Raw genomic sequence first — 26,143 nt, 5'->3', positions numbered from 1 at the left:
GAGAAGGCCTCAGTCGACCCGCGCGCCGGCCACGAACCAGCGCCCGATCAGGCTGCGTTCTTCTTCCGTGATGTGGGTGGCGTTGTTCAAGGGCATGGTCTTCGCCACCACGGCCTGCTGGTAGACCGCCTGCGCGTGCTGCTTGACGCCCTGCGGCGAATCGAGGCGCACGTTCTTCATCTGCACCTGCGGGCCGTGGCACATGAAGCAGCGCTGCTCCAGCACGTGGCGCACCGCGGCGTAGTCGGCCGGCGCGGCGGCCACGTTGGCGGCGCCCGTGGGCTGCGGCATCAGCCACACCAGCGTGGCGACGATCAGTGCCACGCCGGCGAGCGCGTAGCCGGCCGGATGGCCGTTGCGTCCCAGCTTCCAGCCGTGGCGCATCACGAAGAACTGCCGGATGGCGGCACCGGCGATCATCATCAGGATCAGCACCAGCCAGTTGCGCGGATGCGCGTACAGGAAGCCGTAGTGGTTGGACAGCATCGCGAACAGCACCGGCAGCGTGAAGTAGGTGTTGTGCACGCTGCGCTGCTTGCCGCGCTGGCCATGGACCGGATCGACCGGCTGCCCGTCGCGGATCGCCTGCACCACCTTCTTCTGGCCCGGGATGATCACGAAGAACACGTTCGCGCTCATCGTGGTGGCGATCATGGCGCCGACCAGCAGGAAGGCCGCGCGACCGGCGAACCAGTGGCAGGCCAGCCAGGCCGCGATGCAGACGAGCGCCAGCACCAGCACGCCGACCAGCCCTTCGCGCGTGGTGCCCAGGAAGCGGCAGATCGTGTTGTAGAGGAACCAGAACACGAGCAGGAAGGACAGCGCCACGGCCACCGCTGCAGCGGGCGACCAGTCCATCAGGGACTTGTCGACCAGGAAGGTGCCCGCGTTCCACAGGTAGGTCACCGTGAACAGCGCGAAGCCCGACAGCCAGGTCGAATACGCTTCCCAGAAGAACCAGTGCAGCGTGGACGGCAGCTGCGGCGGCGCCACCGCGTACTTCACCGGGTGGTAGAAGCCGCCGCCGTGCACGGCCCAGAGTTCGCCCGTGGCGCCCTCGCCGCGCAAGTTCGCGTCGGCGGGCGGCGTGAGGCTGCTGTCCAGGAAGACGAAGTAGAAGGAGGAGCCGATCCACGCGATCACCGTGATCACGTGCACCCACCGCAGCAGCAGGTTGGCCCAGTCGAGAAGATAGCTGTCCATGGTTCCCCTTCAGGAAAGCGGCGCCTGCAGCAGCTGCGCCGCGACCGCCACGGCGATCACCTCCGGCTGCTTGCCGGCAATGCCCGGGATGCCGATCGGGCAGGTGACCTGCGCCAGTTCCTGCTTGCGAAAGCCGCGCTCCTCCAGCCGGTGCCGGAAGGTGGCCCACTTGGTCTTGCTGCCGATCAGGCCGACGTACGCCAGGTCGCCGTGCGCGCGCAGCCGCCGCAGGCAGGCCGCCACCACGTCGAGGTCCTCCGCATGGCTGAAACTCATGACCAGCACCTGCGAATGCGGTGCGAGCCCGGCGACGGCCGCCTGCACCGGATCTGAATGTTCGCAGCGCACGTTGTCGGGGACCTGCGGCGGGAAGATCTCGTCGCGGCTGTCGATCCAGGTGACGGCGAAGGGCAGCGTGCCCAGCAGGTTCACCAGCGCCTGGCCGACATGGCCGCCGCCGAACAGCGCCAGCGGCGCCTGCGGGCCACGAAGTTCGCCGGCCAGGGCCGTGCGATCGGCGGCGCCGACGCACCGGTAGCGCAGGTGCACCACGCCACCGCAACATTGGCCCAGCGAAGGGCCCAGCGGATAACGCAGCACCTCGTCGCCCGTCGCTCCAGCGAGCCGCCGGCGCGCCTCCGCGATCGCCTGCAACTCCAGGTGTCCGCCGCCGACCGTGCCGAGCACCGCGTCGGCGAACACGGCCATCCAGGCGCCCGCCTCGCGCGGCACCGAGCCCTGGGTGCTGTCGACGCGGACCAACACGGCGTCCTGCACCGCCAACCTCTGCGTGACTTCTTCGAAGGGCCGCATGCTTTACAAAGAATCCAATGGCAAGGACATGACGGGTTTCGTAACCAAGGTCATCATTGGGCCCCGCGGCCCCGTTGTAATGGCCGCGGTACGCCGCCGGCGTGCCTCTCCCGCCAGGAGCCTCCATGAAGTATCGACCTGCCCTGCGTCCCCTGATCCCCGCGCTGCTCGGCGCTGCCGCCGTGCTCGCTGCCTGCACCGCCACCCCGCTGCCGCCGGACGCGCCGCAAGCCGTCGGGCCGCATTCCGCGGGCAGGACGCCGGCGCCCGCACCGCAGGTCGCAACCACCCCCGGCATGATCATCAAGACCTCGATGGCGACCAACGCGCGCGCCTACCGCCAGGACGCCGCCAGCCACATCTACGGCCAGAACAGCGAGCGGATCTGGAAGGGGCGCATGCCGCCCATGCTGTACGCCATCGGCGTGCTGCAGGTGGAAGTCGACGGCCAGGGCAACGTGCGCAACATGAACTGGCTGCGCGCGCCCAGGCATGCGCCGGAAGTCATCGCCGAGATCGAGCGCACGGTGCGCAAGGCGGCACCCTTCCCCGTTCCCGCGCGCCTGGGCAAGGTGGTCTATACGGACACCTGGCTGTGGCACAAGAGCGGGCACTTCCAGCTGGACACGCTGACGGAGGGGCAGGACTGAACTGAAGCCGTCACCCCCGCGCCGGCGGGGGCCCAGGGAAGCGGCCGGCGGCCGCTTTTCTGTTGGGGAAGCTCTGGATCCCCGCCTCCGCGGGGATGACGGGGGAGGCCGACGCGCGGATGACGGGGGAGGCCGACGCGCGGATGACGCGAGGCCGATCACGAGCCCCGGTACGTCGAATAGCTCCACGGACTCACCAGCAGCGGCACATGGTAGTGCTGGTCCTCGTGGGCGATGCCGAAGTCGAGCGTCACGCGGTCGAGGAAGGGCGGATCGGGCAGCGTCACGCCGCGGCCGCGGAAGTAGGCCGCGACATCGAACACCAGGCGGTAGGTGCCCTTCTTCAGGTTGGCGTTGTCGAACAGCGGACCGTCCGGGTTGCGCCCGTCGGCGCTGAGCACGAAGCGCTTCACCAGGGCCGGGCCGGCGGCGCCGCCGGTCGCGTACAGCTCCGCGGCCATGCCCACGGCCGGCGTGCCGTGCATGGTGTCAAGGACGTGCGTGCTCAGGCCCATTGCGCTCTTCCCCTCTGCAAACGCAGATTGTGGACGGCAGTGTATACACTTTGCCGGTGCGTCGCTATCATGCCGCGATGGAGGCGTCCCCCACCCGCACCATCGTCGATGCGCTGACGCGCGCGGTCGTCGAACATCGGCTGCAGCCCGGCACCAAGCTGGCGGAGCAGAAGCTGGCGAACCACTTCGGCGTCTCGCGCACCCTCGTGCGGCAGGCGCTGTTCCAGCTGGCGCAGAAGCACCTGGTGCGCATGGAGCCGGCGCGCGGCGCCTTCGTGGCGGCGCCCACGGTGGAGGAGGCACGCCAGGTGTTCCAGGTGCGCCGCATCCTGGAAGCGGAGATGGTGCGCGAATTCCTGCGCCAGCCGGCCCCGGCGAAGATCCGCGCCTTGCGCGAGCACATCGCGCAGGAAAAGGCGGCGGTCGAGGGCCGCGACGCCGGCGAACGTTCGCAGCTGCTGGGCGACTTCCACGTCCGCATGGCCGAACTGACGGACAACGCCGTGCTCACGCAGATCATCCGCGACCTGGTCTCGCGCAGCTCGCTCATCGCGCTGATGTACCAGCGCGAGGCGGCCGCGGCGCATTCGCAGCAGGAGCACGTCGAGCTGGTCAAGGCGCTCGCCGCCCGGGACGAGAAGCGCGCCGTCAAGCTGATGGAAGAACACCTGCTCCACGTGGAGGAAAGCCTCGCCTTCGACCGCCCCGTGCCCACCCACGACATCGCCCTCGCACTCGCATGAACGCCCTCTACGACAGCACCGCGCCCTATCCCCGCGACCTCGCCGGCTACGGCCGCAACCCACCCCATGCCCAGTGGCCCGGCCGCGCGCGCATCGCCGTGCAGTTCGTGCTCAATTACGAGGAAGGGGGCGAGAACTGCGTGCTGCACGGCGACGCCGGCTCGGAGCAGTTCCTGTCCGAGATGTTCAACCCGCCCGCCTTCCCCGACCGGCACCTGAGCATGGAGGGCATCTACGAGTACGGTTCGCGCGCCGGCGTCTGGCGCATCCTGCGCGAGTTCGAGCGCCGCGGCCTGCACCTCACCGTGTTCGGCGTCAGCATGGCGCTGGAGCGCTACCCCGAAGTGGCGCACGCCTGCATCGAGCTCGGGCACGAGATCGCCTGCCACGGCTGGAAGTGGATCCACTACCAGAACGTCGACGAGGCGACCGAGCGCGAGCACATGCGCATCGGCATGGAGATCCTGCGCAATCTCACGGGCAAGCGGCCCCTGGGCTGGTACACCGGCCGCGACAGCCCCAACACCCGCCGGCTGGTGGCGGACTACGGCGGCTTCGAATACGACAGCGACTACTACGGCGACGACCTCCCGTTCTGGATGAAGGTGCGCAAGACCGACGGCAGCACGGTGGACCACCTCGTCGTGCCGTACACGCTCGACTGCAACGACATGCGCTTCGCCCTGCCCCAGGGCTACTCGCATGCCGATCCCTTCTTCGAGTACCTGCGCGACACCTTCGACGCGCTCTACGCCGAGGGCGACGCGGCGCCGAAGATGATGAGCGTCGGGATGCATTGCCGGCTGCTCGGGCGACCCGGGCGCATCGTGGCGCTGCAGCGCTTCCTCGACCACATCGCGCGGCACGACCGCGTGTGGGTGTGCCGCCGCATCGATATCGCCCGGCACTGGAAGCAGGTGCACCCCTGCAAGGAGGCCTGAGTTGGCCATCACCCTCGAACAGATCAACGCCGCCGACGGCGCCGAGGCGGCGCGCCTCCTCGACGGCCTCTACGAGCACTCGCCCTGGATCGCGGAGGCGGCCCTGGCCCAGCGGCCCTTCCGCTCGCTCGGGCACCTGAAGCAGGCGATGGCCGACATCGTGCGCGAAGCCGGCATCGAAAGGCAGCTGGCGCTGATCCGCGCCCACCCGGAACTCGCCGGCAAGGCCATGGTGGCGAAGACGCTCACCAGCGAGTCGACCCACGAGCAGGGCAAGGCGGGGCTGAGCGACTGCACGCCGGAGGAATTCGCGCGCATCCAGCAGCTCAATGCGGACTACAACGCGCGCTTCGGCTTTCCCTTCATCCTCGCAGTGCGCGGGCCGCGCGGCACCGGGCTCACGCGCGCGCAGATCATCGAGACCTTCGCGCGGCGGCTGGACAACCACCCGGAGTTCGAGCGCGCCGAGGCGCTGCGCAACATCCACCGGATCGTGGAACTGCGGCTGAACGACAAGTTCGGCGTCGATCCGGCGCTGGGCAACCTGGTGTGGGACTGGCAGGAAAGCCTGGCGCGCCACAGCGATCCGGGCTACGCGGAGAAGGGGCAGCTGACGGTCACGTACCTCACGCCGGCGCATCGGGCGGCGGCGCAGGAGATCGCGGAGACGATGAGGGAATGCGGGTTCGATGAGGTGGCGATCGATGCGGTGGGGAATGTGGTGGGAAGGTATGCACCGGAGCGCCCCCACCCCAGCCCTCCCCCGGAGGGGGAGGGGGCGAGATACCTTCTGACGGGATCGCATTACGACACGGTGCGCAACGGCGGCAAGTACGACGGGCGGCTCGGCATCTTCACGCCGATGGCCTGCGTGCGCGAACTCGCCCGCGCCGACCGGCGGCTGCCCTTCGGGATCGAGGTGGTCGGGTTCGCGGAGGAGGAAGGCCAGCGCTACAAGGCCACCTTCCTGGGGTCCGGTGCGCTGACGGGGCACTTCGATGCACGCTGGCTGGAGCAGAAGGATGCACAGGGCATCACGATGCGCGAGGCCATGCGCGAAGCCGGCCTGCCGGCGAGCACGGAAGCGATATCGGCACTGAAGCGCGACCCGGCACGCTACCTCGGCTTCGTCGAAGTGCACATCGAGCAGGGTCCCGTGCTCAACGAGCTGGACCTGCCGCTCGGCATCGTCACCTCCATCAACGGCGGCGTGCGCTACCTGTGCGAGGTGACCGGCATGGCCAGTCACGCCGGCACGACACCGATGAACCGCCGGCGCGATGCTGCCGTCGCCGTCGGGGAACTGGCCTTCTTCATCGAGCAGCGCGCGGCACGCGACGGCGATTCGGTCGGCACCATCGGCATCCTCGAAGTGCCGAACGGATCGATCAACGTGGTGCCGGGGCGCTGCGTCTTCTCGCTCGACCTGCGCGCGCCGCAGGACCCGCAGCGCGACGCGCTGGTGGCCGACGTGCTCGCGAAGCTGCAGGAGATCTGCGAGCGCCGCGGGCTGCGCTCCAGCGTCGAGGAGACCATGTGCGCCGCCGCGGCGCCGAGCGCAGCGCCCTGGCAGGCCCGCTGGGAAGGCGCGGTGCATTCGCTGGGCCTGCCGCTGCACCGCATGCCCAGCGGCGCCGGCCACGACGCCATGAAGCTGCACGACGTGATGCCGCAGGCGATGCTGTTCGTGCGCGGCCAGAACGCCGGCATCAGCCACAACCCGCTGGAATCCAGCACCAGCGACGACATCGAACTCGGCGTGCGGGCGTTCCAGCACCTGCTCGCGCAGCTCGCGGAAGAAATGCAATGAACGACTACCAACGGCTCGACGCCTGGATCGACGCGCACTTCGACGAGGAAGTGCGCTTCCTGCAGCAGCTGGTGCGCGTGCCCACCGACACGCCCCCCGGCAACAACGCGCCGCATGCCGAGCGCACGGCGGAACTGCTGGAGGAGATCGGCATGGCGGCGGAACGGCACCCGGTGCCGGAAGCCGAAGTGAAGGCGCGCGGCCTGCAGTCCATCACCAACCTGATCGTGCGCCGTCGCTATGGCGCGGGCCGCACCATCGCGCTGAACGCGCACGGCGACGTGGTCGCGCCCGGCGAAGGTTGGACCCACGACCCCTATGGCGGCGATATCCAAGACGGCCGGATCTACGGCCGTGCCGCGGCCGTGAGCAAGAGCGACTTCGCCAGCTACACCTTCGCCGTCTGCGCGCTGGAGGCGCTGCAGGTCCCGCTGAACGGCAGCATCGAACTGCACTTCACCTACGACGAGGAAGTCGGCGGCGAACTCGGCCCGCGCTGGCTGCTCGCGAAGGGACTGACGAAGCCCGACCTCCTGATCGCGGCCGGTTTCAGCTACGAGGTGGTGACGGCGCACAACGGCTGCCTGCAGCTCGAGGTGACCGTCCACGGCCGGATGGCGCACGCGGCGATCCCGGACACCGGCGTCGACGCCCTGCAGGCGGCGGTGAAGATCCTGCACGCGCTCTATGCGCTCAACGCGCAGTACCGGCAACTGCGCTCCGGCGTGCCCGGCATCAACCATCCGTACCTGAACGTCGGACGCATCGAGGGCGGCACCAACACCAACGTCGTGCCCGGCAAGGTGGTCTTCAAGCTGGACCGCCGCATGATCCCGGAAGAGAACCCCCAGCAGGTGGAGGCCGCGGTGCGGCAGGCGATCGCCGACGCGGCGGCGCAGAGCCCCGGCATCACGGTCGACATCAAGCGCCTGCTGCTGGCGAATGCGCTCCAGCCCACGGCCGGCCAGCAGCCGCTGGTGGCGGCCCTGCAGAAGCATGGCAAGGAACTGTTCGGCGTCGACATCGCCGCGATGGGCACGCCGCTGTACACCGACGTGCGCCTGTACGGCGAAGCGGGCATCCCGGGCGTGATCTACGGGGCCGGTCCGCGCACCGTGCTCGAGTCCAACGCCAAGCGCGCCGACGAACACCTGCAACTCGAGGACCTGCGGCGCGCCACCAAGGTGGTCGCGCGCACGCTGCTGGACCTCTTGCGCTGAAGCGGGGATTGCCAGCACACTGCCGGCACGCGAACGCGCCTCCGGGGATGGCGTCGGATTGGGAGATCCACACCAGGAGCATGCATGGAACACCCCGAATGGAACGCGAAGGCCTACAGTCCCGGGCTGACCAACGAGGACCTGGCACCGACCACGCCCGCCCAGCGCAAATGGGGCGCCTTCAGCATCTTCAACGTCTGGACCTCCGACGTCCACAGCCTGTGGGGCTACTACCTCGCCGCGAGCCTCTTCCTGCTGTGCGGGAGTTTCCTCAACTTCGTGCTCGCGATCGGCATCGGCTCGCTCGTCATCTACCTGCTGATGACGCTGGTCGGCCTGGCGGGTGCCCGCACCGGCGTGCCCTACCCGGTGCTGGCGCGCGCCTCCTTCGGCGTGTGGGGCGCGAACTTCCCGGCCATCGTGCGGGCGATCGTCGCCTGCTTCTGGTACGGCGCGCAGACGGCGGCCGCCTCCGGCGCGATCGTGGCGCTGCTCACGCGCTCGCCCGACATGATGGCCTTCCACAAGGACGTGCATTTCCTCGGCCACTCGGGCCTGGAGGTGATCTGCTACGTGGTGGTCTGGGCGCTGCAGCTGCTGATCATCCAGCGCGGGATGGAGACGGTGCGCCGCTTCCAGGACTGGGCCGGCCCGGGCGTCTGGCTTGCGATGCTGGTGCTGGCGATCGGCCTCGTCGTCAAGGCGGGCGGTTTCTCCTTCACCAGCGGCATCCCGCAGGACGTGCTGCTGGAAAAGACGAAGGACGCAGGCGTTCCCGGCACGCCGGGCTCCCTGACCTCGCTGCTGGCCGTGGCGGCGGTCTGGATCACCTACTTCGCGGCCTTGTACCTGAACTTCTGTGACTTCACCCGCTACGCGAAGGACGAGCGGGCGGTGAAGCAGGGCAACCTGTGGGGCCTGCCGGTGAACCTGCTGCTGTTCTCGCTGGTCGCCGGCGTGACGACCATCGCGGCCTTCAAGGTGTATGGCGAGGTGCTGATCCATCCCGACCAGATCTCTGCCCGCTTCGACAGCTGGCTGCTGGCCGCCATCGCTGCCTTGACCTTCTGCGTCGCCACGCTGGGGATCAACGTGGTGGCGAACTTCGTCTCGGCGGCCTTCGACATCTCCAACACCTTCCCGCGTGCGATCAGCTTCAACCGCGGCGGCTACATCGCGGCCCTGATCGCGCTGGTGCTGTATCCCTTCGCGCCCTGGGAAGGCAGCGCCGCCGGCTTCGTGGGCGCCATCGGGTCCACCATGGGGCCGCTGTTCGGGATCATCATGGTGGACTACTACCTCGTCGCGCGCGGCAGGATCCACGTCGACGACCTGTACCGCGAGCACGGCCGCTACCGCTACCAGGGCGGCTGGCACGTGAAGGCACTCGTGGCCGCCGGGGTCGGCATCCTGTTCTCCACCGTGCTGCCGAACTTCAGCAACCTGCTGCCCGCGTGGTGGGGGCTGTACGGCTGGTTCTTCGGCGTGGCGATCGGCGGCGGCGCCTATTGGGCCCTGCGCATGCTGCCGGAAGTGGCAGCCGACGAGATCACGCGCAGCGCCTGAGGTCGCGGCGGAATGACCGGCCATCGTGGCCGGTCTCTCAGATGCGAATAATTCGCATTATGATGCGGTGACGGGGCCGCCGACGGCGGCGCTCCGTCCACCGCCATGAATCCATCCCACAGCGCTCCGCCCCTCCTTGCTGCCTGCCTGCGGCTGCTCGCAGCCCTGCTCCTGGCGTGCATCCTCAGTCCCGCCGTCCACGCCCAGGCCAGCGAGGAACAGGCGCAGACGGTGATCCACATGCTGGACTACGTCAGCGTCGACTATCCGCAAGCGGTGAAGGACGGCAAGGTGGCGGACGAGAGCGAATACCAGGAGCAGCGCGAATTCGTGGCGCGCTCGCTGGCGTTGCTGGCGCAGCTTCCGGCCAAGCCCGAACAGCCGGCGTTGCTGGCCAAGGGCCGCGAGCTGCTGGCGCGCGTCGATGCCAAGGCGGCCGGCCCGGAGGTCGCCGCGCAGGCGCGCACCGTGATGGCGGACCTGGTGCGCATCTACAAGCTGACGACGGCGCCGCGCCAGGCCCCGGACCTGCGCCGGGCGCAGGCCATCTTCCAGGCGCAGTGCACGGCCTGCCACGGCGCCGAAGGCCGCGGCGACGGTCCGGCCGCCAAGGGCATGGAGCCGGCGCCCAGCAACTTCCACGACGCCGCGCGCATGGAGCAGCGCAGCCTCTACGGCCTCTACAACACCATCACCCTCGGCGTGGCGGGCACGCCGATGCGCGCCTTCACCGAGCTGCCGGAGGCGGACCGCTGGGCGCTCGCCTTCCTCGCCGGCACCCTGCGCACGCCGCAGGAAGCGCTGCGCCAGGGTGAAGCCCTGTGGCGCGAGGGCAAGGGCAAGGAGCAGCTCGGCACCTTGCGCGCCCTGGTGACGCAGGCGCCGCGCGACGTCCGCCAGCAGGGCGGCCCGGCGCTGGACACCGTGCGGGCCTGGCTCACGGCGCATCCGGAGGCCCTGCAAGCCGCCCGCCCGGCGCCGCTGGACTTCACCCGCGCGAAACTGCGCGAATCCCTGGCCGCCTACCAGCGCGGCGACGCCGCCGGTGCGCGCCAGCTCGCGATCTCCGCCTACCTCGAAGGCTTCGAGCTGATCGAGGCCAGCCTGGACAACATCGACGCCCCGCTGCGCACCGAGACCGAGCGCGAGATGATGGCCCTGCGCTCCGCCATCGACACCGGCCAGCCGGCGGCAGCGGTGGCGGCGCAGGTGGACCGGATCGAGTCGCTGCTGGCGCGCGCCGGCGAGCGCCTGTCCGGCGACGCGCTATCCACCGAAGCGGCCTTCGTCAGTTCGCTGCTGATCCTGCTGCGCGAGGGCCTGGAGGCGATCCTCGTGCTGGCGGCCATCATCGCCTTCGTCGTCAAGACCGGCCGGCGCGATGCCCTGCCCTACATCCACGCCGGCTGGATAGGCGCCGTGCTGCTGGGGCTGGCCACCTGGGTCGTCGCCAGCTACCTGTGGGAGATCACGGGCGCCAATCGCGAACTCACCGAAGGCATCTCGGCCCTGCTCGCCGCCGCCATGCTGCTGTACGTCGGTTTCTGGCTGCACAAGCGCTCGTACGCGCAGGCCTGGCAGGCCTTCATCCGCGAACACGTCACGGCGGCCCTGGGCAAGCAGACGCTCTGGGCGATGGCCGGCATCTCCTTCCTGGCCGTGTACCGCGAGCTGTTCGAGATCGTGCTGTTCTACCAGACGCTGTGGGCGCAGGCCGGGCCCGAGGGGCACGCGCCCGTGCTCGCCGGCATCGCCGCGGCGATGGCGCTGCTGGGGGCACTGGCGTGGGTGATCCTGAAGTACAGCGCGCGGCTGCCGATCGGCCCCTTCTTCACCGTGACCTCCGCGCTGCTGGTGGTGATGGCGGTCGTCTTCGTCGGCAACGGCGTGGCCGCGCTGCAGGAAGCCGGCATCCTCCAGTCCACGCCGGCGGCCTTCGTTTCCGTCCCCATCCTCGGCATCCACCCCAACGCGCAAGGGCTGGCCGCACAGGCGCTGGTGCTGGTGCTGATCGCGGTGACGGTGCTGGCGAGCCGGCGTGGGGGGGTGCGCTCGCAGGCGCACTGAAGCGCGCTTCGGACTCGGTGGCCTCTGGGCCGCACCAGGACGCGCGGAGCGTTACGAAACGTCGCCAAAAACGTCGCAGAACCTGTTCTTCGCCTGTTGCCGCACACGTCCTACGTCGCAGGCGCATCGGCTCATCTACCCTGCCCCGCGTGGCTACCGCACCTCGAACCCACGCCGGCGCTGCCGAGCCGGCTGCTCCCTCGTCCCCGCGCAATGTGATGCCCGCCATCGGCGGGCTGTTGATCTCCATGCTGCTGGCCGCCCTGGACCAGACCATCGTCGGCACGGCGCTGCCGGTGATCGTCGGCGAACTGGGCGGACTGGAGCGCCTGTCGTGGGTGGTGACGGCCTACCTGCTCGCGCAGACGGTGGTGACGCCCGTGTACGGCAAGCTGGGCGACCTGTTCGGCCGCAAGCGCATGCTGCAGATCTCGGTGGTGATCTTCCTCGTCGGCTCCGCGCTGTGCGGCCTGAGCCGCAACATGACGCAGCTGGTGGTGTTCCGCGCCCTGCAGGGCGTCGGCGGCGGTGGCCTCATGGTGACGGCGATGGCGGTCGTCGCGGACCTGCTGCCGCCGCGCGAGCGCGGGCGCTACCAGGGCCTGTTCGGCGCCGTGTTCGGCCTGGCCAGCGCGGCCGGCCCCGTGATCGGCGGCTACTTCGCCACCCATCTGTCGTGGCGCTGGATCTTCTACCTGAACCTGCCGCTGGGCCTGGTGGCGCTGGGCCTCGTCGCTGCCACGCTGCCCTCCGCTCCGGCCACCGGCAAGCGGCGCATCGACTACGCCGGTGCCGTGCTGCTGGCCGTCGGCCTGGCCGCGGTGGTGCTGGTCGCCGACGTCGGGGCCTCGCGCGAGGCCTGGAACTCCGCCTGGCTGCCGGCGGCCGCAGTGGTCGGCGTGCTCGCGCTGATCGCCTTTCCACTGGTGGAGCGCCGCGCCGCAGAACCGATCCTGCCGCTGCGCCTGTTCCGCCAGCGCGCCTTCCAGGTCGCCTGCGGCGTCGGCCTGGTGGTCGGCTTCGCGATGTTCGGATCGGTCACCTACATCCCGATCTTCCTGCAGGTGGCCAAGGGCGAAACGCCGACCGCGGCGGGGCTGCAGATGCTGCCCCTCATCGCCGGCATGCTGCTGTCGTCGATCGTCTCGGGCCAGTGGATCAGCCGCACCGGACGCTACCGGCACTTCCCGATCATCGGCACCGCGCTCATGACCTGCGCCCTGTTCGCGCTGTCGTTCGTGCGCGCCGATGGCGGGCTGCCCTTCCTGCTGGTGATGGCCCTTCTGCTCGGAATGGGCATCGGGCTGGTGATGCAGGTGCTGGTGATCGCGGTGCAGAACGCGGTGGAGTACCAGGACCTCGGCGTCGCCACCGCCGGCAGCACCCTGTTCCGCTCCATCGGCGGCGCCGTGGGCACCGCGGTGCTGGGGGCGGTGTTCGTGCTGGCGGTGACGCACGGGCTGCCGGCCGGCGCGGACATGCCCAACCTGCAGGAGGTCACGCAGATGCCGGCGGCGGCGCGTGCCGGCTACGCCGAAGTCTTCACGCAGGCCATGGCCCTGGTGTTCCGCGTCGCGGCGGTGATCGCGCTGATCGGTTTCGCCCTCAGCTGGCTGCTCCCCGCACGGCCGCTGCGCGAGACGCTCGCTGCGACCAGTGGCGATGTCGGCGAGGAACTCGGCCAGGCGATGGCCATGCCGCGTGCCACCGAGCCCGACGAGGAACTGCTGCGCGGCCTGGCGACCGTGATGGACCGCGACCTGCGCCGCCACCACGTCGGACTGGTGGTGCAGCGCGCCGGGCTGGCACTGGCGCCCGAGGCCGCCTGGCTGTTGCTGCGCCTGAACGAAGCGCCGCATGCACGGCTGGCGGAGCTGCAGCCGGTCTCACCTTTCTCGCTGGAGGAACTGGAACGCGGCGCGCAGGCGCTGGCCGGCAAGGGCCTGGTGCTGCGCGAGCCCTCCGGCCGCTGGGAGTTGACGCGGGCCGGCTGCGCCAGCCTGGAGAAGGTCGTGCAGGCCCGGCGCAAGCACCTCGAAGCGCTGTTCGCCGAGTGGTCGCCGCAGCACCAGTCCGACCTCGCGGAGCTGCTGCGCCGCGTCGGCCCGCAGCTGCTGCCCGCCGCGCGCCAGGTCGCCTGAGCGGCTCGCGCTCAGGCCTTCGCGCCCATCGCCAAGCCCTCGATCTGGTGCTTCTGCACGATGGGCTCCAGCCGGTCGACCACCCGGCAGACCAGGTGCCGGCGCACGCTCTCGGGCAGCGCCGCATGGAAGTCCGGCGTCACCGTCAGGTCGTGCAGCGCCGCATGGCCGGCGCCGGGCGCATCGACGCCAAGCACGAGCACCGGCCGGGCGACCGGCGAGCCGTGCGCCGTGCCGCGGTGGATCGTCAGCGCCGAGCGGCAACTCACGTCCCCCGCCTGCGGATACTTGCGCACGGCGCGCGCCTCGTAGCGCGGGAATTCGCTGTCCGGCGGGAACATCCCGGCCTGCCAGTCCAGGCCTGCTTCCCACTGCGTGCCGTGCGCCACCTCCAGCGGGCCCATGTCGGGCGTGACGTCGACGCCCGTGAGGTTGAACGCGAGCGACGTGATCCGGTGCTGCTCATAGGACGCTGGCGGCGCCGGGAAGTCGCGGTGCCACGGCTGGTACTGCGCGCCCTGGAAGGGCACGTCCAGGCCGATCTCGACGATCTCGTAGTCGGGGCCGAGCACCGCTTCGCACAGGGCCGTGATCCACGGATGCGTCACCAGGTCGACGAAGCCGCGGAAGGCCTGCGGATGCGCCTCGACATACCAGCGCCGCGGCCCGCGGCCCACCGCACCGCCGGGGCGCTGGATCGCGTCCCAGAAGGCGGTCATCATGTCCTCGCGCAGGTCCTCGACCCAGGCGCGCGGGAAAGCGCCCTTGCACGCCGTGATGCCGTCCTCGACCAGCGCGCGCACGGCTGCGTCCGGCGCCACGTCCTTCAGCCCTCCTTGCCCGTCACCGGCTCGCCGTGGCCGGGTGTCATGCCCGGTCCCTTCGGCTGCCCTTCCTCGCGCTCCGGGTGCAGGGCGCGGCCGGCCGGCGTGCAGCTTTCGGCGACGGCGATCGGGTCGCTGCAGGGGAAGGTGTATTGCACGGCCACGTCGAGGACGTCGTCGTACGAGGGGTGCGGTCCGAGCGGCGCCTGCGCATCGGCCGCGCCGGGCACCGGCGGATGCTCGGTGGTGGGGAAGTTCTTCCAGCGGTCCATCCAGCGATTGGGCGCAGGCCCGCCCCAGCGCGGTGTCGGCTCGCCGCCGACATGCGGGTAGGCCGTGGGCTCAGAGCGAAGGGCGCAAGGTGAAGCGCGCGCCCAGGCTCTCGCGCGGCGGGATGCGCGTGCCACCCAGCACCTGCGCCTCGTAGTGCGCCTGCAGGTTGAGCCAGTCGGTGCACTGGCTCACGGGTTCGGCACAGAAGAACGGATACTGCCGCGGGCAATAGAGGACGAAGTAGTCCAGCGGCGGCTGCGCCTCCATCCACAGGCTGCGCGCCGGCCCGGCGTCATCGGCCGGCCAGTCGATGCGGGTCGTGCGTTCCCAGCCGACGAAGTTGTTGTCCAGGTCCAGCTGCGCGAGCTCGACGCCTTCGCGCAGCAGCGGCACCGGCCCGCCCTCGTCCAGGCCCGTCGGCAGCACCTCGGCATCGGCGCGCCACATGGCGCGCGTCGGGCTGGTGATGCGCGTCCCCGGCGTGTGCGGGAAGTAGGGATGGTGGCCGATGCCCGCCGGCATGGTCGCATGGTCCTCGTTGGCCAGCGTCATCTCCACCTGCAGGCCCTCCGGTTCCAGCTTGTAGACCTGGCGCGCGGAGAAGGCCCAGGGCCAGGCCTCGCTCGCGTCCACCTGCAGGGTGAGCACCGCCTGCCGTTCGCTGGCCGATTCCACCGTCCACGGCCGCAGCCAGCCGATGCCGTGCAGCGGGTGCGGGCTGGGCTCGGCCGGGTGGTTGGGCGGGAAGCGGATCTCGCGGCCCTCGAAGCTCGCGCGCCCGTCGCGGATGCGGTTGCAGAACGGCAGCAAGGGAAAGCTCGCCATGGCCAGTGGGTTGCGCCGCGCGAGGCCCTCTTCGCTGGCCGGGCGCAGCCAGTGCAGTTCGCGTTCGCGCCCGCCCTCGTTCCAGGCCCGGGTGAAGCTGGCGATCGAGCCTCCCGCCGCAGGGGCCAGCACGAGTCGCAGCTCGCCCGCGCGCAGCGCGACTAGGGGATCGGAGGGCATGCGTCGATTGTGCCGGCCTGCGAAGCGGCGTGGGGCGCTTGCAGCACGAAGACGTTCCAGGAGCCGGGCCTCAGCACGGCGCGCAATCCGCCCTCCTCCACGCGCACGCGCACATGGCTGCGCGGCGCGACGGCATCCGGCTGCGCTTGCGTGTTGCACGCCTGCAGGTCCGGATGGTGCAGTTCGAAGGCCGCCGCGAGCGCCCGGTCCGCGGCGAAACCGCGCAGCTCCACCTGCAGCTCCTGTTCCTGCACGAGCTCCCGGTTGAGCGCGAAGATCGCCGTCGCGCCGGTGGCGGGATCGTGCGTGGCGCTGGCCACGAGCAACGGCATGTCGGGGACGGTGCGGCCACTGCGCGCCGGCGCCCGCACGACCGGCCGCAACACCAGCCCGCGCGCATGCCGCGCCGCGAGAGCGAACGGATGGAAGATCGTCTGCCGCCAGGCCGGCCCGCCCGGTTCGGTGCGGATCGCGCCGATCGCGTTGACCAGCTGTGCCAGGCACGCCAGCTTCACCCGGTCGGCGTTGTTCATCAGCACCGAGAGCGCGCCGCCCGCCGCCAGCGCATCCTCGAAGGTGTAGACCTCCTCGATCAGCCGCGGCGCCTCGGGCCAGTCGGGCTGGTGCGCATGGGCGCCGAAGCGCGCCTTGTACCAGGTGTTCCACTCGTCGACGGCGATCATGATGCGACGCTGCGAGCGCCGCCGCGCGGCCACCGCATCCGCGATGGCGGCCACCTCGCGGATGTGCGCGTCCATCCGATCGATGTTGCCCAGGAACTCGGTGCTGTCCCGGTGCGGGTTCTCGAAGTACGCGTGCACCGAGAGGAAGTCGACCTCGTCGAAGCAGGCGTCCAGCACCTCGTGCTCCCAGGCGCCGAAGCTGGGCAGCTCGCGATTGGAGGAACCGCAGGCGGTCAGCCGCAGGCCGGGCGAGACCTGGCGCATCAGCTTGGCCGTCTCCCGCGCCAGCTGCCCGTACGCGTCCGCCGGCTTGCGGCCGATCTGCCAGGGGGCGTCCATCTCGTTGCCCAGGCACCAGAAGCGCACGTCGTGTGGCGCGGCGTGGCCGTGGCGGCGGCGCAGTTCGGACAGTTCAGTGCCACCCGGATGGTTGCAGTACTCCACCAGCCGCCTCGCCGCGTCGGCCGCGCGCGTGCCGAGGTTGACTGCGAGCATCGGTTCGACTTGCGCCGCGCGGCACCAGGCGATGAACTCGTCGGTGCCGAAGCGGTTGGATTCCGTCGACTGCCAAGCGAGATCGAGCCGGCGCGGCCGTTGCCCGGGCGGGCCGACACCGTCTTCCCAGTCGTAGCCGGAAACGAAGTTGCCGCCGGGGTAGCGCACGATGGTCACGCCCAGTTCGCGCGCCAGCGCCAGCACGTCGGTGCGCAGGCCCTGCGCATCAGCATTGGGGTGCCCGGGTTCGTACAGGCCCGTGTAGACGCAGCGGCCGACATGCTCGACCAGCGCGCCGAAGACGCGCCGGTCCAGCTCCGAAATCACGAAGTCGCGGTCGAGGACCAGACGGGTTTGGATCATCGCGCCGGCGATGTTGCCTTCGCGGCTGAGGCTCGCAGCGCTACTGCTCGCCAGAAGCCATTGCGGACCAGCGTAGGACGATACCGTCAGCAGGGTTCCGGGGCCCAAAGGTCGCGCTCTCCTTCTCCACAATGGGCTGCATGAAATCCCTCCTCGTGTTCTCTCACCTCCGCTGGAACTTCGTCTACCAACGTCCGCAGCACGTGCTGTCGCGGGTGGCGCAGCGGTGGCCGGTGATCTTCATCGAGGAACCGGTACCGGGATCCGGGGAAGACCGGATCGAACAGATCGTGGCGGCCCCCGGCGTGGAGGTCTGGCGCCCGCACCTGCGCGGCAGCGAGCATGGATTCCATCCGGCGCACAAGGCGGTGCTGCAGAAGCTGGTGGCGCAGTGCATGGCGAGGCAGCGCATCGACGATTACTGGATCTGGTTCTATACGCCGATGGCGCTGCCCATGGCCGACCACCTGGAGCCGGAAGGGATGATCTTCGACGTGATGGACGAGCTCTCGGCGTTCAAGGGCGCGCCGCCCGAGCTGCTGGACCAGGAGACGGCGCTGCTGCGCGTGGCCGACGTCGTCTTCACCGGCGGGCGCAGCCTCTACAACGCCAAGAAGCACCGCCACGCCAACGTGCACTGCTTCCCGAGCAGCGTCGACGCCCTGCACTTTCGCAGCGGCACCGGCGACCACCCGCTGCAGCAGCAGATCGCGCACCCGCGCCTGGGCTACTGCGGCGTGGTCGACGAACGCATCGACCTGGACCTGATCGCCGGCGTCGCCGACGCGCGCCCCGAGTGGCAGATCGTCATGGTGGGCCCCACGGTCAAGATCGACCCCGACTCGCGCCCGCAGCGACCGAACATCCACTGGCTGGGCCAGCAGTCCTACCAGGACCTGCCCGCCTTCATCAACGGCTGGGATGTCTGCCTGCTGCCCTTCGCGCTGAACGAGTCGACGCGCTTCATCAGCCCGACCAAGACGCTGGAATACATGGCCTGCGGCAAGCCCTCCATCAGTACCGCCATCCGCGACGTGGTGGAGCCGTATGGCCACGTGGTGCCGATCCGCAGCGACGCTGCGGGCTTCGTGGCCGCCTGCGAGGAAATCCTGGCGCGCACGCCGCAGCAGCAGCAGGCCCACGCGAAGGCACTGGCCGACGTGATCAGCCGCACCTCCTGGGACGCGACGGCGGCGGCCATGATCGAGCTGATCGAGCAGGCACAGGCCGCGCGCGAGGCCAACGAACTCCCGGCCGTGGCCAACATCGCGGCCGAACTCGCACGCGCGGCCGGAACCTCGGCCCGCGCCGCCGCCAGCCGCGTCGCCGCCAACTGAATCCCGACGGCCGGGCCGGCGCCTGGCCGGCCTGCGCCGCTCCCGCAGCATCACCGGAGCCTTCCCATGGACAAGATCAGCCAAGACCTGGCCCGCGCCGCCGCCGCCACCGTGCCCGGCCGCGCCGGTTTCGACTACCTCATCGTCGGCGCCGGTTTCGCCGGCAGCGTGCTGGCCGAGCGCCTGGCCAACGTGATGGGCAAGCGCGTGCTGATCGTCGACAAGCGCCCGCACATCGGCGGCAACGCCTACGACCGCTACGACGACCACGGCGTGCTGATCCATCCCTACGGCCCGCACATCTTCCACACCAATTCCGAGGACATCTTCCAGTACCTGTCGCAGTTCACCGAATGGCGGCCCTACCAGCACCGGGTGCTGGCGAGCGTCGACGGGCAACTCGTGCCGATGCCGATCAACCTCGACACCATCAACAAGCTCTATGGCCTGAGCCTCACGTCGTTCGAGGTGGAGAAGTTCTTCGAGTCGGTGGCCGAGAAGAAGGAGGAGATCCGCACCTCCGAGGACGTGGTGGTGAGCAAGGTGGGCCGCGAGCTGTACAACAAGTTCTTCCGCGGCTACACGCGCAAGCAGTGGGACCTCGATCCCTCCGAGCTCGATGCCAGCGTGACCGCCCGCGTGCCGACGCGCACCAACCGCGACGACCGCTACTTCGCCGACAAGTTCCAGGCCATGCCCCGGCACGGCTACACCCGCATGTTCGAGCGCATGCTGGACCACCCGAACATCAAGGTGATGACCAACACGGACTACCGCGAGATCGTCGACGTGGTGCCCTGGACGCACATGATCTACAGCGGCCCGATCGACGCCTACTTCGACTGCAAGTACGGCAAGCTGCCGTACCGCAGCCTGCGCTTCGAGCACGTGAACGTGCCGCAGGAGCAGTTCCAGCCGGTCGGGACGGTCAACTACCCGAACGACTACGGCTACACCCGCATCAGCGAGTTCAAGCACATCACCGGGCAGAAGCACCCCACCACCTCGGTCGTGTACGAGTACCCCTGCGCCGAAGGGGACCCCTACTACCCGGTGCCGCAACCGCAGAACGCGCAGCTGTACAAGCGCTACGAGGCGGAGGCGGAAGCCACGCCCAACGTCACCTTCGTCGGCCGGCTCGCGACCTACCGCTACTACAACATGGACCAGGTCGTAGGGCAGGCGCTCGCGACCTTCAAGCGCCTGCAGCAGGCCGAATGCGAACGCGCGGAAGCCGGGCTGAACCTGTCGGCAGCACCGGTGGGCCGCTGAATGCGGCGAGTCGAACTCTGGGCCGGCGCGGAATGCACCTTCAACCGCGTCGGCGAGCGTTTCCTCGACCAGGTCGCGCGCAGCGGGTTCTCCCAGCGGCTCGATGACCTGGACCGGCTGGCCAGCCTGGGCATCGCGCGCATGCGCTTTCCGCTGGTGTGGGAGCGCACCGAGACGGCGCCAGGCCAGTTCGACTGGAGCTGGAGCGATCCGCGCATCGCGCGGCTGGCGGAGCTGGGCGTGGCGCCCATCGCGGGCCTGCTGCACCACGGCAGCGGGCCGCGCTGGACCGACCTGCTCGACCCGGAATTCCCACGGCAGCTGGCCCGGTACGCGCGCAGCGTGGCCGAACGCTATCCGCAGATCGAGGCCTATACGCCGGTCAACGAGCCCCTGACCACCGCGCGCTTCAGCGGCCTGTACGGCATCTGGTATCCGCACCAGGCCGACGACAGGAGCTTCGTGCGGGCGCTCCTGAACCAGGTGCACGGCACGGTGCTCGCGATGCGTGCGGTGCGCGAAGTGAATCCGCAAGCCCAGCTGGTGCAGACCGAGGACCTGGGCCTCACCACCAGCAGCGCGCACCTTCGCTACCAGGCCGACTTCGAGAACCTGCGCCGCTGGCTCAGTTTCGACCTGCTGGCCGGCCGGGTGACGCCCGGACACGGCATGTGGGGCTACCTGCGCGACTTCGGGGCCAGCGAGCAGGAACTGCGCGCGCTGCTCGAGGAGCCGTGCCCGCCGGACATCGTCGGCATCAACAGCTACGTGACCAGCGAGCGCTTCCTCGACGAGCGCATCGCCCTCTATCCGCCGCACCTGGTCGGCGGCAACGGCCGCGACCGCTACGCCGATGTCGAGACCGTGCGGGTCAGCGGCGCCTTCATCGGCGGCTTCGAGGCCCGGCTGCGCGAAGCCTGCGAGCGTTACGGCCGCCCCACTGCCATCACCGAAGTGCACATCGGTTGCAGCCGGGAGGAGCAGCTCCGGTGGCTGCACCAGGCCTGGGTCGCGGCCGAGAAGCTTCGCGCCGAAGGCCTGCCGGTACGCGCGCTGACCTGCTGGGCCGCCTTCGGCAGCTTCGACTGGAACAGCCTCGTGACCCGTGACGACGGCCACTACGAGCCGGGGCTGTGGGACGTGCGATCGACGCCGCCGCGCCCCACCGCGCTGGTGAAGCTGGCCCGCCAGCTCTCCAGCGGCCGGGCGCCGGACCATCCGGCGCTCGATGCGCCCGGCTGGTGGCAGCGCGAAGTGCGGCTCAAGCACCCCCCGCTGGACGAACTGCGAACGTCCCCGGTGCGCGGACGCCCCTTGCTGATCACCGGCGCCACCGGAACGCTGGGGCAGGCCTTCGCCCGCCTGTGCGAGGCGCGCGGCCTGCCGCACCAGGTGCTCAGGCGCGCCGACCTGGAGATCACGGACGCCGCATCGGTGGAGCGGGCGCTGAAGCACTGGCAGCCCTGGGCGGTGATCAACACGGCGGGTTACGTGCGCGTCGACGAAGCCGAAGGCGACGAGCGCCAGTGGCGCGAGAACGCGGTGGGCCCGGCGCTGCTGGCCGCCGCCTGCGCCCGGCACGGCGCACGGCTGGTGACCTTCTCCAGCGACCTCGTGTTCGATGGCACCAAGGAAACTCCTTACGTGGAGGGCGACGAGGCCCGGCCGCTCAATGCGTACGGGCGCGCCAAGCGAGAGGCCGAACAGCGGGTGCTGACGGTGGCACCGGAATCCCTGGTGGTGCGCACCTCCGCCTTCTTCGGCCCTTGGGACCGCCACAACTTCGTGACCCTGGCGCTGGCGGCCCTGCGGCGTGGCGAGACCTGGGCCGCCGCCGCCGACCAGATCGTGTCGCCGACCTACGTACCGGACCTCGTGCACGCCACGCTGGACCTGCTGATCGACGGCGAGCAGGGCCTCTGGCACCTGGCGAACCAGGGCGCGCTGAGCTGGGCCGAACTGGCCTGCACGGCGGCCGATCTCGCCGGGCTCGACGCGGGCCTGGTGCAGGCGCTGCCGGGCGCGCTGCTGGCGCAGACGGCCAGGCGCCCCGCGTATGCGGCGCTCTCGAGCGAGCGCGGGCTGGTCATGCCCACGCTGGCCCACGCGCTGGCGCGTTACCTGGAAGAGACGGCGCTGCTCGCGCGCACGACGCATGCAAACGTGGAGGCGCCGGTGTTGACGTGAGGATGCTGGATCGCGGCGGTGGCCTGACACCGTCGGCGCGGGTCTGCGTAGGCTGGTGGTGACGCGCGAAGCGCCGGAACCCCAGCGCTGTGGATGGTGATGCGGGAAGCGCTGGGGTTTCGCTGGCGCTCCACCGCCAGCTTACAAATTCCACCGCCTCATGCGGCCGGCACCAGCTGGCGCCCCGCGCCTCGATATCGCTGCAACACCTCGTCCGCCACCTGCTGCACCGCCTCCGCGCGGCACAGAGCCACGCACGCACCGCCGAAGCCGGCGCCCGTGAGCCGCGCGCCGTACACCCCCGCATGCGCCTGCAGCAACGCGACCAGTTCATCGAGCTGGGGCGTCGAGACTTCGTAGTCGTCACGCAGGCTGGCGTGCGACGCGTTCATCAGCTCGCCGAACAACTGTGGATCCGTCGCCCGCGCCGCCTGCAGCACGCGCGCGTTCTCGGTGAACACGTGGCGGGCGCGCCGCTTCAGCAAATCCGGCAGGACCTCGAGCTCCTCCAGCCGTTCGACGTCCCGCAGCGACGCCCTGCCCAATCTCCGCGCCGCTTCCTCGCACTCGCCCCGGCGCTGGTTGTAGCCGCTGGCCGCCAGCGAGCGCGCCACGCCCGAATCGAGCACCAGCACGGCGCTGCCGGCGGGCAGCGGCACGTCCTGGCGCTGCAGCGAGCGGGTGTCGATCAGCAGCGCGCGATCGGTCGCGGCCAGGCTCGACGCCATCTGGTCCATGATGCCGCAGCGCACCTTCGCGTATTCGATCTCGGCCCGCTGCGCCAGTTGCGCGATGCGCACGTCATCGAAGTCCAGGTGCAGCAGCTGGCGCAGGCAGCGCAGCGTCGCGACTTCGAGGGCCGCGCTCGACGACAGGCCGACGCCGATCGGCACCTTCGAACCGACACTGATGTCCAGGCCCGGGATCTCCGCGCCCTGTTCACGCGCCAGCACCAGGCAGCCGTAGACGTAGCTGGCGAAGTGCTCGCCCGGCGGCGCATCGAGGGAGAAACGCACCGAAGCGCCCAGCTCCTCTGCGCGCAGGGTGAACTGCGTGCCGCCGTTGCGCCGCATCGCCACCCGCGTGCGCTGCGCGATCGCCACCGGCAGCACGAAGCCGTCGTTGTAGTCGGTGTGTTCGCCCAGCAGGTTGACGCGCCCGGGCGCCTCCGCCAGCGCCTCGGCAGCTTGCATGGGAGGGTCGGCCGGCTTCATGCGACGTGCACCTCGACCTGCTGCAGTTCGCGCGCCTTTTCCTCCGGCAGCGCGTCCATCGCGAAGAAGCCCGCCGCCAGCTCGGTGCCGGCCAGGTACTTCAGGCGGTCGCGCGTGCGGTAGGGCGGCCAGATCTGCGCATGCAGGTGCGACTCGGGATGGGGCTGGCCGTCGGTGGGCGCCTGGTACCACGCCATCAGGTAGGGCAGCGGCCGCTGCCACAGGGCGTCGAACTTCAGCAGCACGGTCTTGAGCGCCCGGGCGAGGTCGGCCCGGACCGCATCGTCCAGCGAGGCGAAACCTTCCACCGGGCGAATAGGCGCCACCCACACTTCATACGGATAGCGCGCGCACACCGGCACGAAGGCCACCGCGTGCGGACCCTCGTACAGCATGCGCGTGCCCTCGCGCCGCTCGGCCTCGATGTGCTGCTCCAGCACGCCGCGGCCGTGCGCGGCGAAGTGTTCGGCGGCGACCTGTTGCATGCGCGCCGGCACCGGCGGCACGACGGGATAGGCGTAGAGCTGGCCATGCGGGTGGTGCAGCGTCACGCCGACTTCGGCGCCGCGGTTCTCGAACGGCAGCACGTAGTGGATCGAGCCTTCGGCGGCGAGCCGGCGCGTGCGGTCCCCGAGCACCTCGAACAGCAGCGCGATGTGCGACAGCGGCAGGCTGCCCAGCGAGGCCTCGCGGTCCTGCGTGAACACCACCACTTCGCAGCGGCCCTCGGCCGGCGCGGTGGGCACGATCAGCTCCGGCGGCGGTGCGATCACGCCACCGAGCGACGGAAAGCGGTTCTCGAACACGGCGATGTCCCAGGCCCCGGCGGGCACCTCCGTCGGATTCGCCGGATCGGTCGTGGGCGCCAGCGGGTTGTACTCGGGCGGCGGCAGGAAGGTGCGGCCCTGGCGGTGCGCCGCGTAGGTGACCCACTCGCCGCGCAGCACGTGCCAGCGCAGGTGCGCGCCGCCGGTGAGCGGATCGGGGAACGGGCTGGGCGCCTGCAGGCCGGCGTCCAGCGGCGCCCGCGCATACAGGGTCATCCGGCGGCCGTCCGGCTTGGTCAGCTCCAGCGCGTGCATCAGACGCCTCCGGGGATGTAGGTGCGCGAGCGGGAGGTGACGGCGGCGATGCGCTCCAGCGGGATCTTGGGCGTGCGGTCGGCGTAGAGCAGGCCGTTGGCTTCCTGGAAGGTGTCGGCGAACTGCGTGTAGCAGAAGCCGCTGAACAGGGGCGTGTCGATGATGGTGTTCAACAGGTCCTCGTAGAGGCGCGCGAAGGTCTCCGCGTCCTCGACGGCCGTATAGCCCCAGATCTTGCGCACGCCTTCCTCGGCGCGCGCCTGGAAGGAGATGCCGCCGAACTCGCTCAGCATGATCGGCTGGCCCTGGTGCGGATAGCCGTCGAGCGTGAGGATGCGCCCCCCCGGGCGGCGGCGGTCGAACAGCTTCTCGGGCTCGACCTCGGGGCCGTAGCGGTGCCGGATGTGGTCCAGGTTGGAGTCGTAGTCGTGGATGCCGATGATGTCGGTGGCGGAAGACTCCCAGCCGTCGTTGCCGATCACCGCCCGCGTCTGGTCGAGCGTCTTGGTCAGGTGGTACATCGCTTCCACCGCGTGCCGGTGCGCCTGCACCGAGGGCAGTTCCGGTACGCCCCAGGACTCGTTGAAGGGCACCCACACGATGATGCAGGGATGGCTGTAGTCGCGGTCCATCGCCTCGCTCCACTCGCGGATCGTCCGCTTGATGGCCGAGCGGGTGAAGCGGTAGGCCGAGGGCATCTCCTCCCACACTAGCAGGCCCAGCCGGTCGGCCCAGTACAGATAGCGCGGGTCCTCGATCTTCTGGTGCTTGCGCACGCCGTTGAAACCCATCGCCTTGGCCAGTTCCACGTCGCGCCGCAGGGCCTCGTCGCTCGGCGAGGCGAGCAGCGTGTCGGGCCAGTAGCCCTGGTCCAGCACCATGCGCAGCACGTAGGGGCGGCCATTGAGCATGAAGCGGTCGCGCAGCACGTTGGCCGAACGCAGGGCCGTGTACGACTGCACCTCGTCGACGATCTTGCCGTCCAGCCACAGGCGCAGCCGGGCGTCCAGCAGCGTCGGCCGCTCGGGGCTCCACAGCAGCTCGTTGCGGAAGTCGTCGATGCCGGGATCGGACAGCACCACGTAGCGGTCGACCTCGCCGTCGACCACCCGGTAGCGGTCGCGGGCGAGCAAGCGGTCGCCGTGCTTGAGCTCCAGCTCCAGCGACAGGTCCTGGTGCTGCACCCCGCCGATGCGGGCCTCCAGTCCGATGGCGAAGCCCTCGAGCCGCGGCGTCCAGCGGATCTTGTCGATGAAGCTGCGGCCGACGCGCTCCAGCCACACCGTCTGCCAGATGCCGGAAGTGCGCGGATACCAGATCGAGTGCGGCTCCAGCTGCCAGTCCTGCTTGCCGCGCGGCTTGGCCAGGTCGTGCGGGTCGTCCTCGGCGCGCACGGTGACCGTCTGGCGTCCGTCCTCGCGCAGCATGTCGGTGATGTCGGCCCAGAAGGGCGTATGGCCGCCCTCGTGCGTCGCGGCGAGGTGGCCGTTGATCCAGACGCGCGCGGCGTAGTCGACGGCGCCGAAGTGCAGGATCACCCGGTCGGCGGCCGCTTTCACCTCGAAGTCGCACTGATACCAGCAGACCTTGTGGAAGCCGCGGTCACCCAGGCCGCTCGCCCTGGACTCCGGCGGATAGGGCACCTCGATCTCCAGGGGCCAATCGTCGATGTCCGACGGGCTTGCGATGCTCGCGTCGTCGTCGAAGCGGAAGCGCCACTTGCCGTTGAGGCTGGTCCA

The 26,143-nt window shown here is 70.2% G+C and carries 21 protein-coding genes (1 of these 21 cut by a window edge); 11 read left to right on the top strand and 10 right to left on the bottom strand.

From position 1 onward, the window contains the following. Positions 1-9: 9 nt before the first annotated feature. Positions 10-1,203, bottom strand: coding sequence for a urate hydroxylase PuuD (locus JI746_RS17430; RefSeq protein WP_201691296.1), 1,194 nt, complete (start codon positions 1,201-1,203; stop codon positions 10-12). A gap of 9 nt (positions 1,204-1,212) precedes the next feature. Continuing rightward, positions 1,213-2,016 (bottom strand): xanthine dehydrogenase accessory protein XdhC, encoded by an 804-nt coding sequence (gene xdhC, locus JI746_RS17425; protein ID WP_201691295.1) that lies wholly within the window; start codon positions 2,014-2,016, stop codon positions 1,213-1,215. 125 nt (positions 2,017-2,141) lie between these two features. Here xdhC and JI746_RS17420 point away from each other — a divergent pair, with 125 nt between their 5' ends. Beyond that, entirely contained in the window at positions 2,142-2,666 is a 525-nt protein-coding gene (locus JI746_RS17420) for a hypothetical protein (RefSeq protein ID WP_201691294.1), read from the top strand. A gap of 158 nt (positions 2,667-2,824) precedes the next feature. Here the strand turns inward: JI746_RS17420 and uraH are convergent, their stop codons facing one another. Further along, positions 2,825-3,181, bottom strand: coding sequence for a hydroxyisourate hydrolase (uraH, locus tag JI746_RS17415; RefSeq protein ID WP_201691293.1), 357 nt, complete (start codon positions 3,179-3,181; stop codon positions 2,825-2,827). A gap of 77 nt (positions 3,182-3,258) precedes the next feature. Here uraH and JI746_RS17410 point away from each other — a divergent pair, with 77 nt between their 5' ends. The 7 genes from JI746_RS17410 to JI746_RS17380 all read left to right on the top strand — a co-directional run bounded on the left by JI746_RS17410 (position 3,259) and on the right by JI746_RS17380 (position 13,669). Continuing rightward, entirely contained in the window at positions 3,259-3,924 is a 666-nt protein-coding gene (locus tag JI746_RS17410) for a GntR family transcriptional regulator (RefSeq protein WP_201691292.1), read from the top strand. Beyond that, positions 3,921-4,865 carry an allantoinase PuuE gene (gene puuE / locus JI746_RS17405; RefSeq protein WP_201691291.1) on the top strand — a complete coding sequence of 315 codons (945 nt, stop codon included), beginning with the start codon at positions 3,921-3,923 and terminating at the stop codon, positions 4,863-4,865. The genes JI746_RS17410 and puuE overlap by 4 nt, the downstream gene beginning before the upstream one ends. 1 nt (position 4,866) lies before the next feature. Continuing rightward, entirely contained in the window at positions 4,867-6,675 is a 1,809-nt protein-coding gene (uraD, locus tag JI746_RS17400) for a 2-oxo-4-hydroxy-4-carboxy-5-ureidoimidazoline decarboxylase (RefSeq protein WP_201691290.1), read from the top strand. After that, positions 6,672-7,895, top strand: coding sequence for a M20 family metallopeptidase (locus JI746_RS17395; protein ID WP_201691288.1), 1,224 nt, complete (start codon positions 6,672-6,674; stop codon positions 7,893-7,895). The genes uraD and JI746_RS17395 overlap by 4 nt, the downstream gene beginning before the upstream one ends. A gap of 84 nt (positions 7,896-7,979) precedes the next feature. After that, positions 7,980-9,461, top strand: coding sequence for an NCS1 family nucleobase:cation symporter-1 (locus JI746_RS17390; RefSeq protein WP_201691286.1), 1,482 nt, complete (start codon positions 7,980-7,982; stop codon positions 9,459-9,461). 105 nt (positions 9,462-9,566) lie between these two features. Beyond that, positions 9,567-11,528 carry a cytochrome c/FTR1 family iron permease gene (locus JI746_RS17385; RefSeq protein ID WP_201691284.1) on the top strand — a complete coding sequence of 654 codons (1,962 nt, stop codon included), beginning with the start codon at positions 9,567-9,569 and terminating at the stop codon, positions 11,526-11,528. Between the two features lie 218 nt (positions 11,529-11,746). Then, a complete protein-coding gene (locus JI746_RS17380) occupies positions 11,747-13,669 on the top strand; it encodes an MDR family MFS transporter (protein ID WP_408004110.1) in 1,923 nt (640 codons plus the stop codon). Positions 13,670-13,680: 11 nt separating this feature from the next. On the opposite strand, the gene JI746_RS17375 is transcribed toward JI746_RS17380, so the two are convergent. From JI746_RS17375 to arfA, 4 genes are all read right to left on the bottom strand, one after another. Beyond that, entirely contained in the window at positions 13,681-14,490 is an 810-nt protein-coding gene (locus tag JI746_RS17375) for a phytanoyl-CoA dioxygenase family protein (RefSeq protein ID WP_330893023.1), read from the bottom strand. A 5-nt stretch (positions 14,491-14,495) separates the two neighbouring features. After that, positions 14,496-14,765 (bottom strand): hypothetical protein, encoded by a 270-nt coding sequence (locus JI746_RS17370; RefSeq protein ID WP_201691282.1) that lies wholly within the window; start codon positions 14,763-14,765, stop codon positions 14,496-14,498. 70 nt (positions 14,766-14,835) lie between these two features. Beyond that, positions 14,836-15,771 carry an aldose 1-epimerase gene (locus JI746_RS17365; RefSeq protein ID WP_201691281.1) on the bottom strand — a complete coding sequence of 312 codons (936 nt, stop codon included), beginning with the start codon at positions 15,769-15,771 and terminating at the stop codon, positions 14,836-14,838. Beyond that, positions 15,753-17,312, bottom strand: a complete 1,560-nt coding sequence (gene arfA, locus JI746_RS17360; RefSeq protein ID WP_201691279.1) for an arabinosylfuranosidase ArfA — start codon at positions 17,310-17,312, stop codon at positions 15,753-15,755. The genes JI746_RS17365 and arfA overlap by 19 nt, the downstream gene beginning before the upstream one ends. 140 nt (positions 17,313-17,452) lie before the next feature. On the opposite strand from arfA, the gene JI746_RS17355 reads away from it, so the two are divergent. From JI746_RS17355 to JI746_RS17345, 3 genes are all read left to right on the top strand, one after another. Then, a complete protein-coding gene (locus tag JI746_RS17355; RefSeq protein ID WP_201691277.1) occupies positions 17,453-18,649 on the top strand; it encodes a glycosyltransferase in 1,197 nt (398 codons plus the stop codon). Between the two features lie 66 nt (positions 18,650-18,715). Next, complete coding sequence (gene glf / locus JI746_RS17350; protein ID WP_201691275.1) at positions 18,716-19,921, top strand: UDP-galactopyranose mutase; 1,206 nt, start codon at positions 18,716-18,718, stop codon at positions 19,919-19,921. Next, positions 19,922-22,108, top strand: a complete 2,187-nt coding sequence (locus JI746_RS17345) for a sugar nucleotide-binding protein (protein WP_201691273.1) — start codon at positions 19,922-19,924, stop codon at positions 22,106-22,108. A 158-nt stretch (positions 22,109-22,266) separates the two neighbouring features. Here the strand turns inward: JI746_RS17345 and galK are convergent, their stop codons facing one another. The 3 genes in view from galK to JI746_RS17330 are tightly spaced (each overlapping or abutting the next) and all read right to left on the bottom strand, a layout consistent with a single transcriptional unit that may run on beyond the window. Next, positions 22,267-23,322: a galactokinase gene (galK, locus tag JI746_RS17340; RefSeq protein WP_201691271.1), complete on the bottom strand. Its 1,056-nt coding sequence runs from the start codon at positions 23,320-23,322 to the stop codon at positions 22,267-22,269. Further along, on the bottom strand, positions 23,319-24,404 hold the full coding sequence (gene galT / locus JI746_RS17335; protein WP_201691269.1) for a galactose-1-phosphate uridylyltransferase: 1,086 nt from the start codon (positions 24,402-24,404) through the stop codon (positions 23,319-23,321). Before galT ends, galK begins: the two co-directional genes overlap by 4 nt. Continuing rightward, a protein-coding gene (locus JI746_RS17330) for a glycoside hydrolase family 2 protein (protein WP_201691268.1) crosses the window boundary here: on the bottom strand, positions 24,404-26,143 show its 3' portion. 42 nt of this gene lie beyond the right edge of the window; 1,740 of the gene's 1,782 nt are visible here — the last part of the coding sequence; its start codon lies beyond the right edge, outside the window — the gene reads right to left on this strand; the stop codon is at positions 24,404-24,406. The genes galT and JI746_RS17330 overlap by 1 nt, the downstream gene beginning before the upstream one ends.

The sequence above is a fragment of the Ramlibacter alkalitolerans genome (assembly GCF_016722765.1).
In the GTDB taxonomy this organism is placed as follows: Bacteria; Pseudomonadota; Gammaproteobacteria; order Burkholderiales; family Burkholderiaceae_C; genus Ramlibacter; species Ramlibacter alkalitolerans.
The sequence above is the reverse complement of the archived record's forward strand: the minus strand, read 5'-3'. Positions and strand labels throughout refer to the sequence as shown.

Excerpts from the sequence above, each read along its gene's own strand:
- galK (WP_201691271.1), bottom strand. The coding sequence starts at position 23,322 with ATGAAGCCGGCCGACCCTCCCATGCAAGCTGCCGAGGCGCTGGCGGAG.
- JI746_RS17410 (WP_201691292.1), top strand. The coding sequence starts at position 3,259 with ATGGAGGCGTCCCCCACCCGCACCATCGTCGATGCGCTGACGCGCGCG.
- JI746_RS17380 (WP_408004110.1), top strand. The coding sequence starts at position 11,747 with ATGCCCGCCATCGGCGGGCTGTTGATCTCCATGCTGCTGGCCGCCCTG.
- uraH (WP_201691293.1), bottom strand. The coding sequence starts at position 3,181 with ATGGGCCTGAGCACGCACGTCCTTGACACCATGCACGGCACGCCGGCC.
- glf (WP_201691275.1), top strand. The coding sequence starts at position 18,716 with ATGGACAAGATCAGCCAAGACCTGGCCCGCGCCGCCGCCGCCACCGTG.
- JI746_RS17430 (WP_201691296.1), bottom strand. The coding sequence starts at position 1,203 with ATGGACAGCTATCTTCTCGACTGGGCCAACCTGCTGCTGCGGTGGGTG.
- JI746_RS17345 (WP_201691273.1), top strand. The coding sequence starts at position 19,922 with ATGCGGCGAGTCGAACTCTGGGCCGGCGCGGAATGCACCTTCAACCGC.
- xdhC (WP_201691295.1), bottom strand. The coding sequence starts at position 2,016 with ATGCGGCCCTTCGAAGAAGTCACGCAGAGGTTGGCGGTGCAGGACGCC.
- JI746_RS17365 (WP_201691281.1), bottom strand. The coding sequence starts at position 15,771 with ATGCCCTCCGATCCCCTAGTCGCGCTGCGCGCGGGCGAGCTGCGACTC.
- JI746_RS17395 (WP_201691288.1), top strand. The coding sequence starts at position 6,672 with ATGAACGACTACCAACGGCTCGACGCCTGGATCGACGCGCACTTCGAC.
- JI746_RS17355 (WP_201691277.1), top strand. The coding sequence starts at position 17,453 with ATGAAATCCCTCCTCGTGTTCTCTCACCTCCGCTGGAACTTCGTCTAC.
- JI746_RS17385 (WP_201691284.1), top strand. The coding sequence starts at position 9,567 with ATGAATCCATCCCACAGCGCTCCGCCCCTCCTTGCTGCCTGCCTGCGG.
- JI746_RS17370 (WP_201691282.1), bottom strand. The coding sequence starts at position 14,765 with ATGGACCGCTGGAAGAACTTCCCCACCACCGAGCATCCGCCGGTGCCC.
- puuE (WP_201691291.1), top strand. The coding sequence starts at position 3,921 with ATGAACGCCCTCTACGACAGCACCGCGCCCTATCCCCGCGACCTCGCC.
- galT (WP_201691269.1), bottom strand. The coding sequence starts at position 24,404 with ATGCACGCGCTGGAGCTGACCAAGCCGGACGGCCGCCGGATGACCCTG.
- arfA (WP_201691279.1), bottom strand. The coding sequence starts at position 17,312 with ATGATCCAAACCCGTCTGGTCCTCGACCGCGACTTCGTGATTTCGGAG.
- JI746_RS17420 (WP_201691294.1), top strand. The coding sequence starts at position 2,142 with ATGAAGTATCGACCTGCCCTGCGTCCCCTGATCCCCGCGCTGCTCGGC.
- JI746_RS17390 (WP_201691286.1), top strand. The coding sequence starts at position 7,980 with ATGGAACACCCCGAATGGAACGCGAAGGCCTACAGTCCCGGGCTGACC.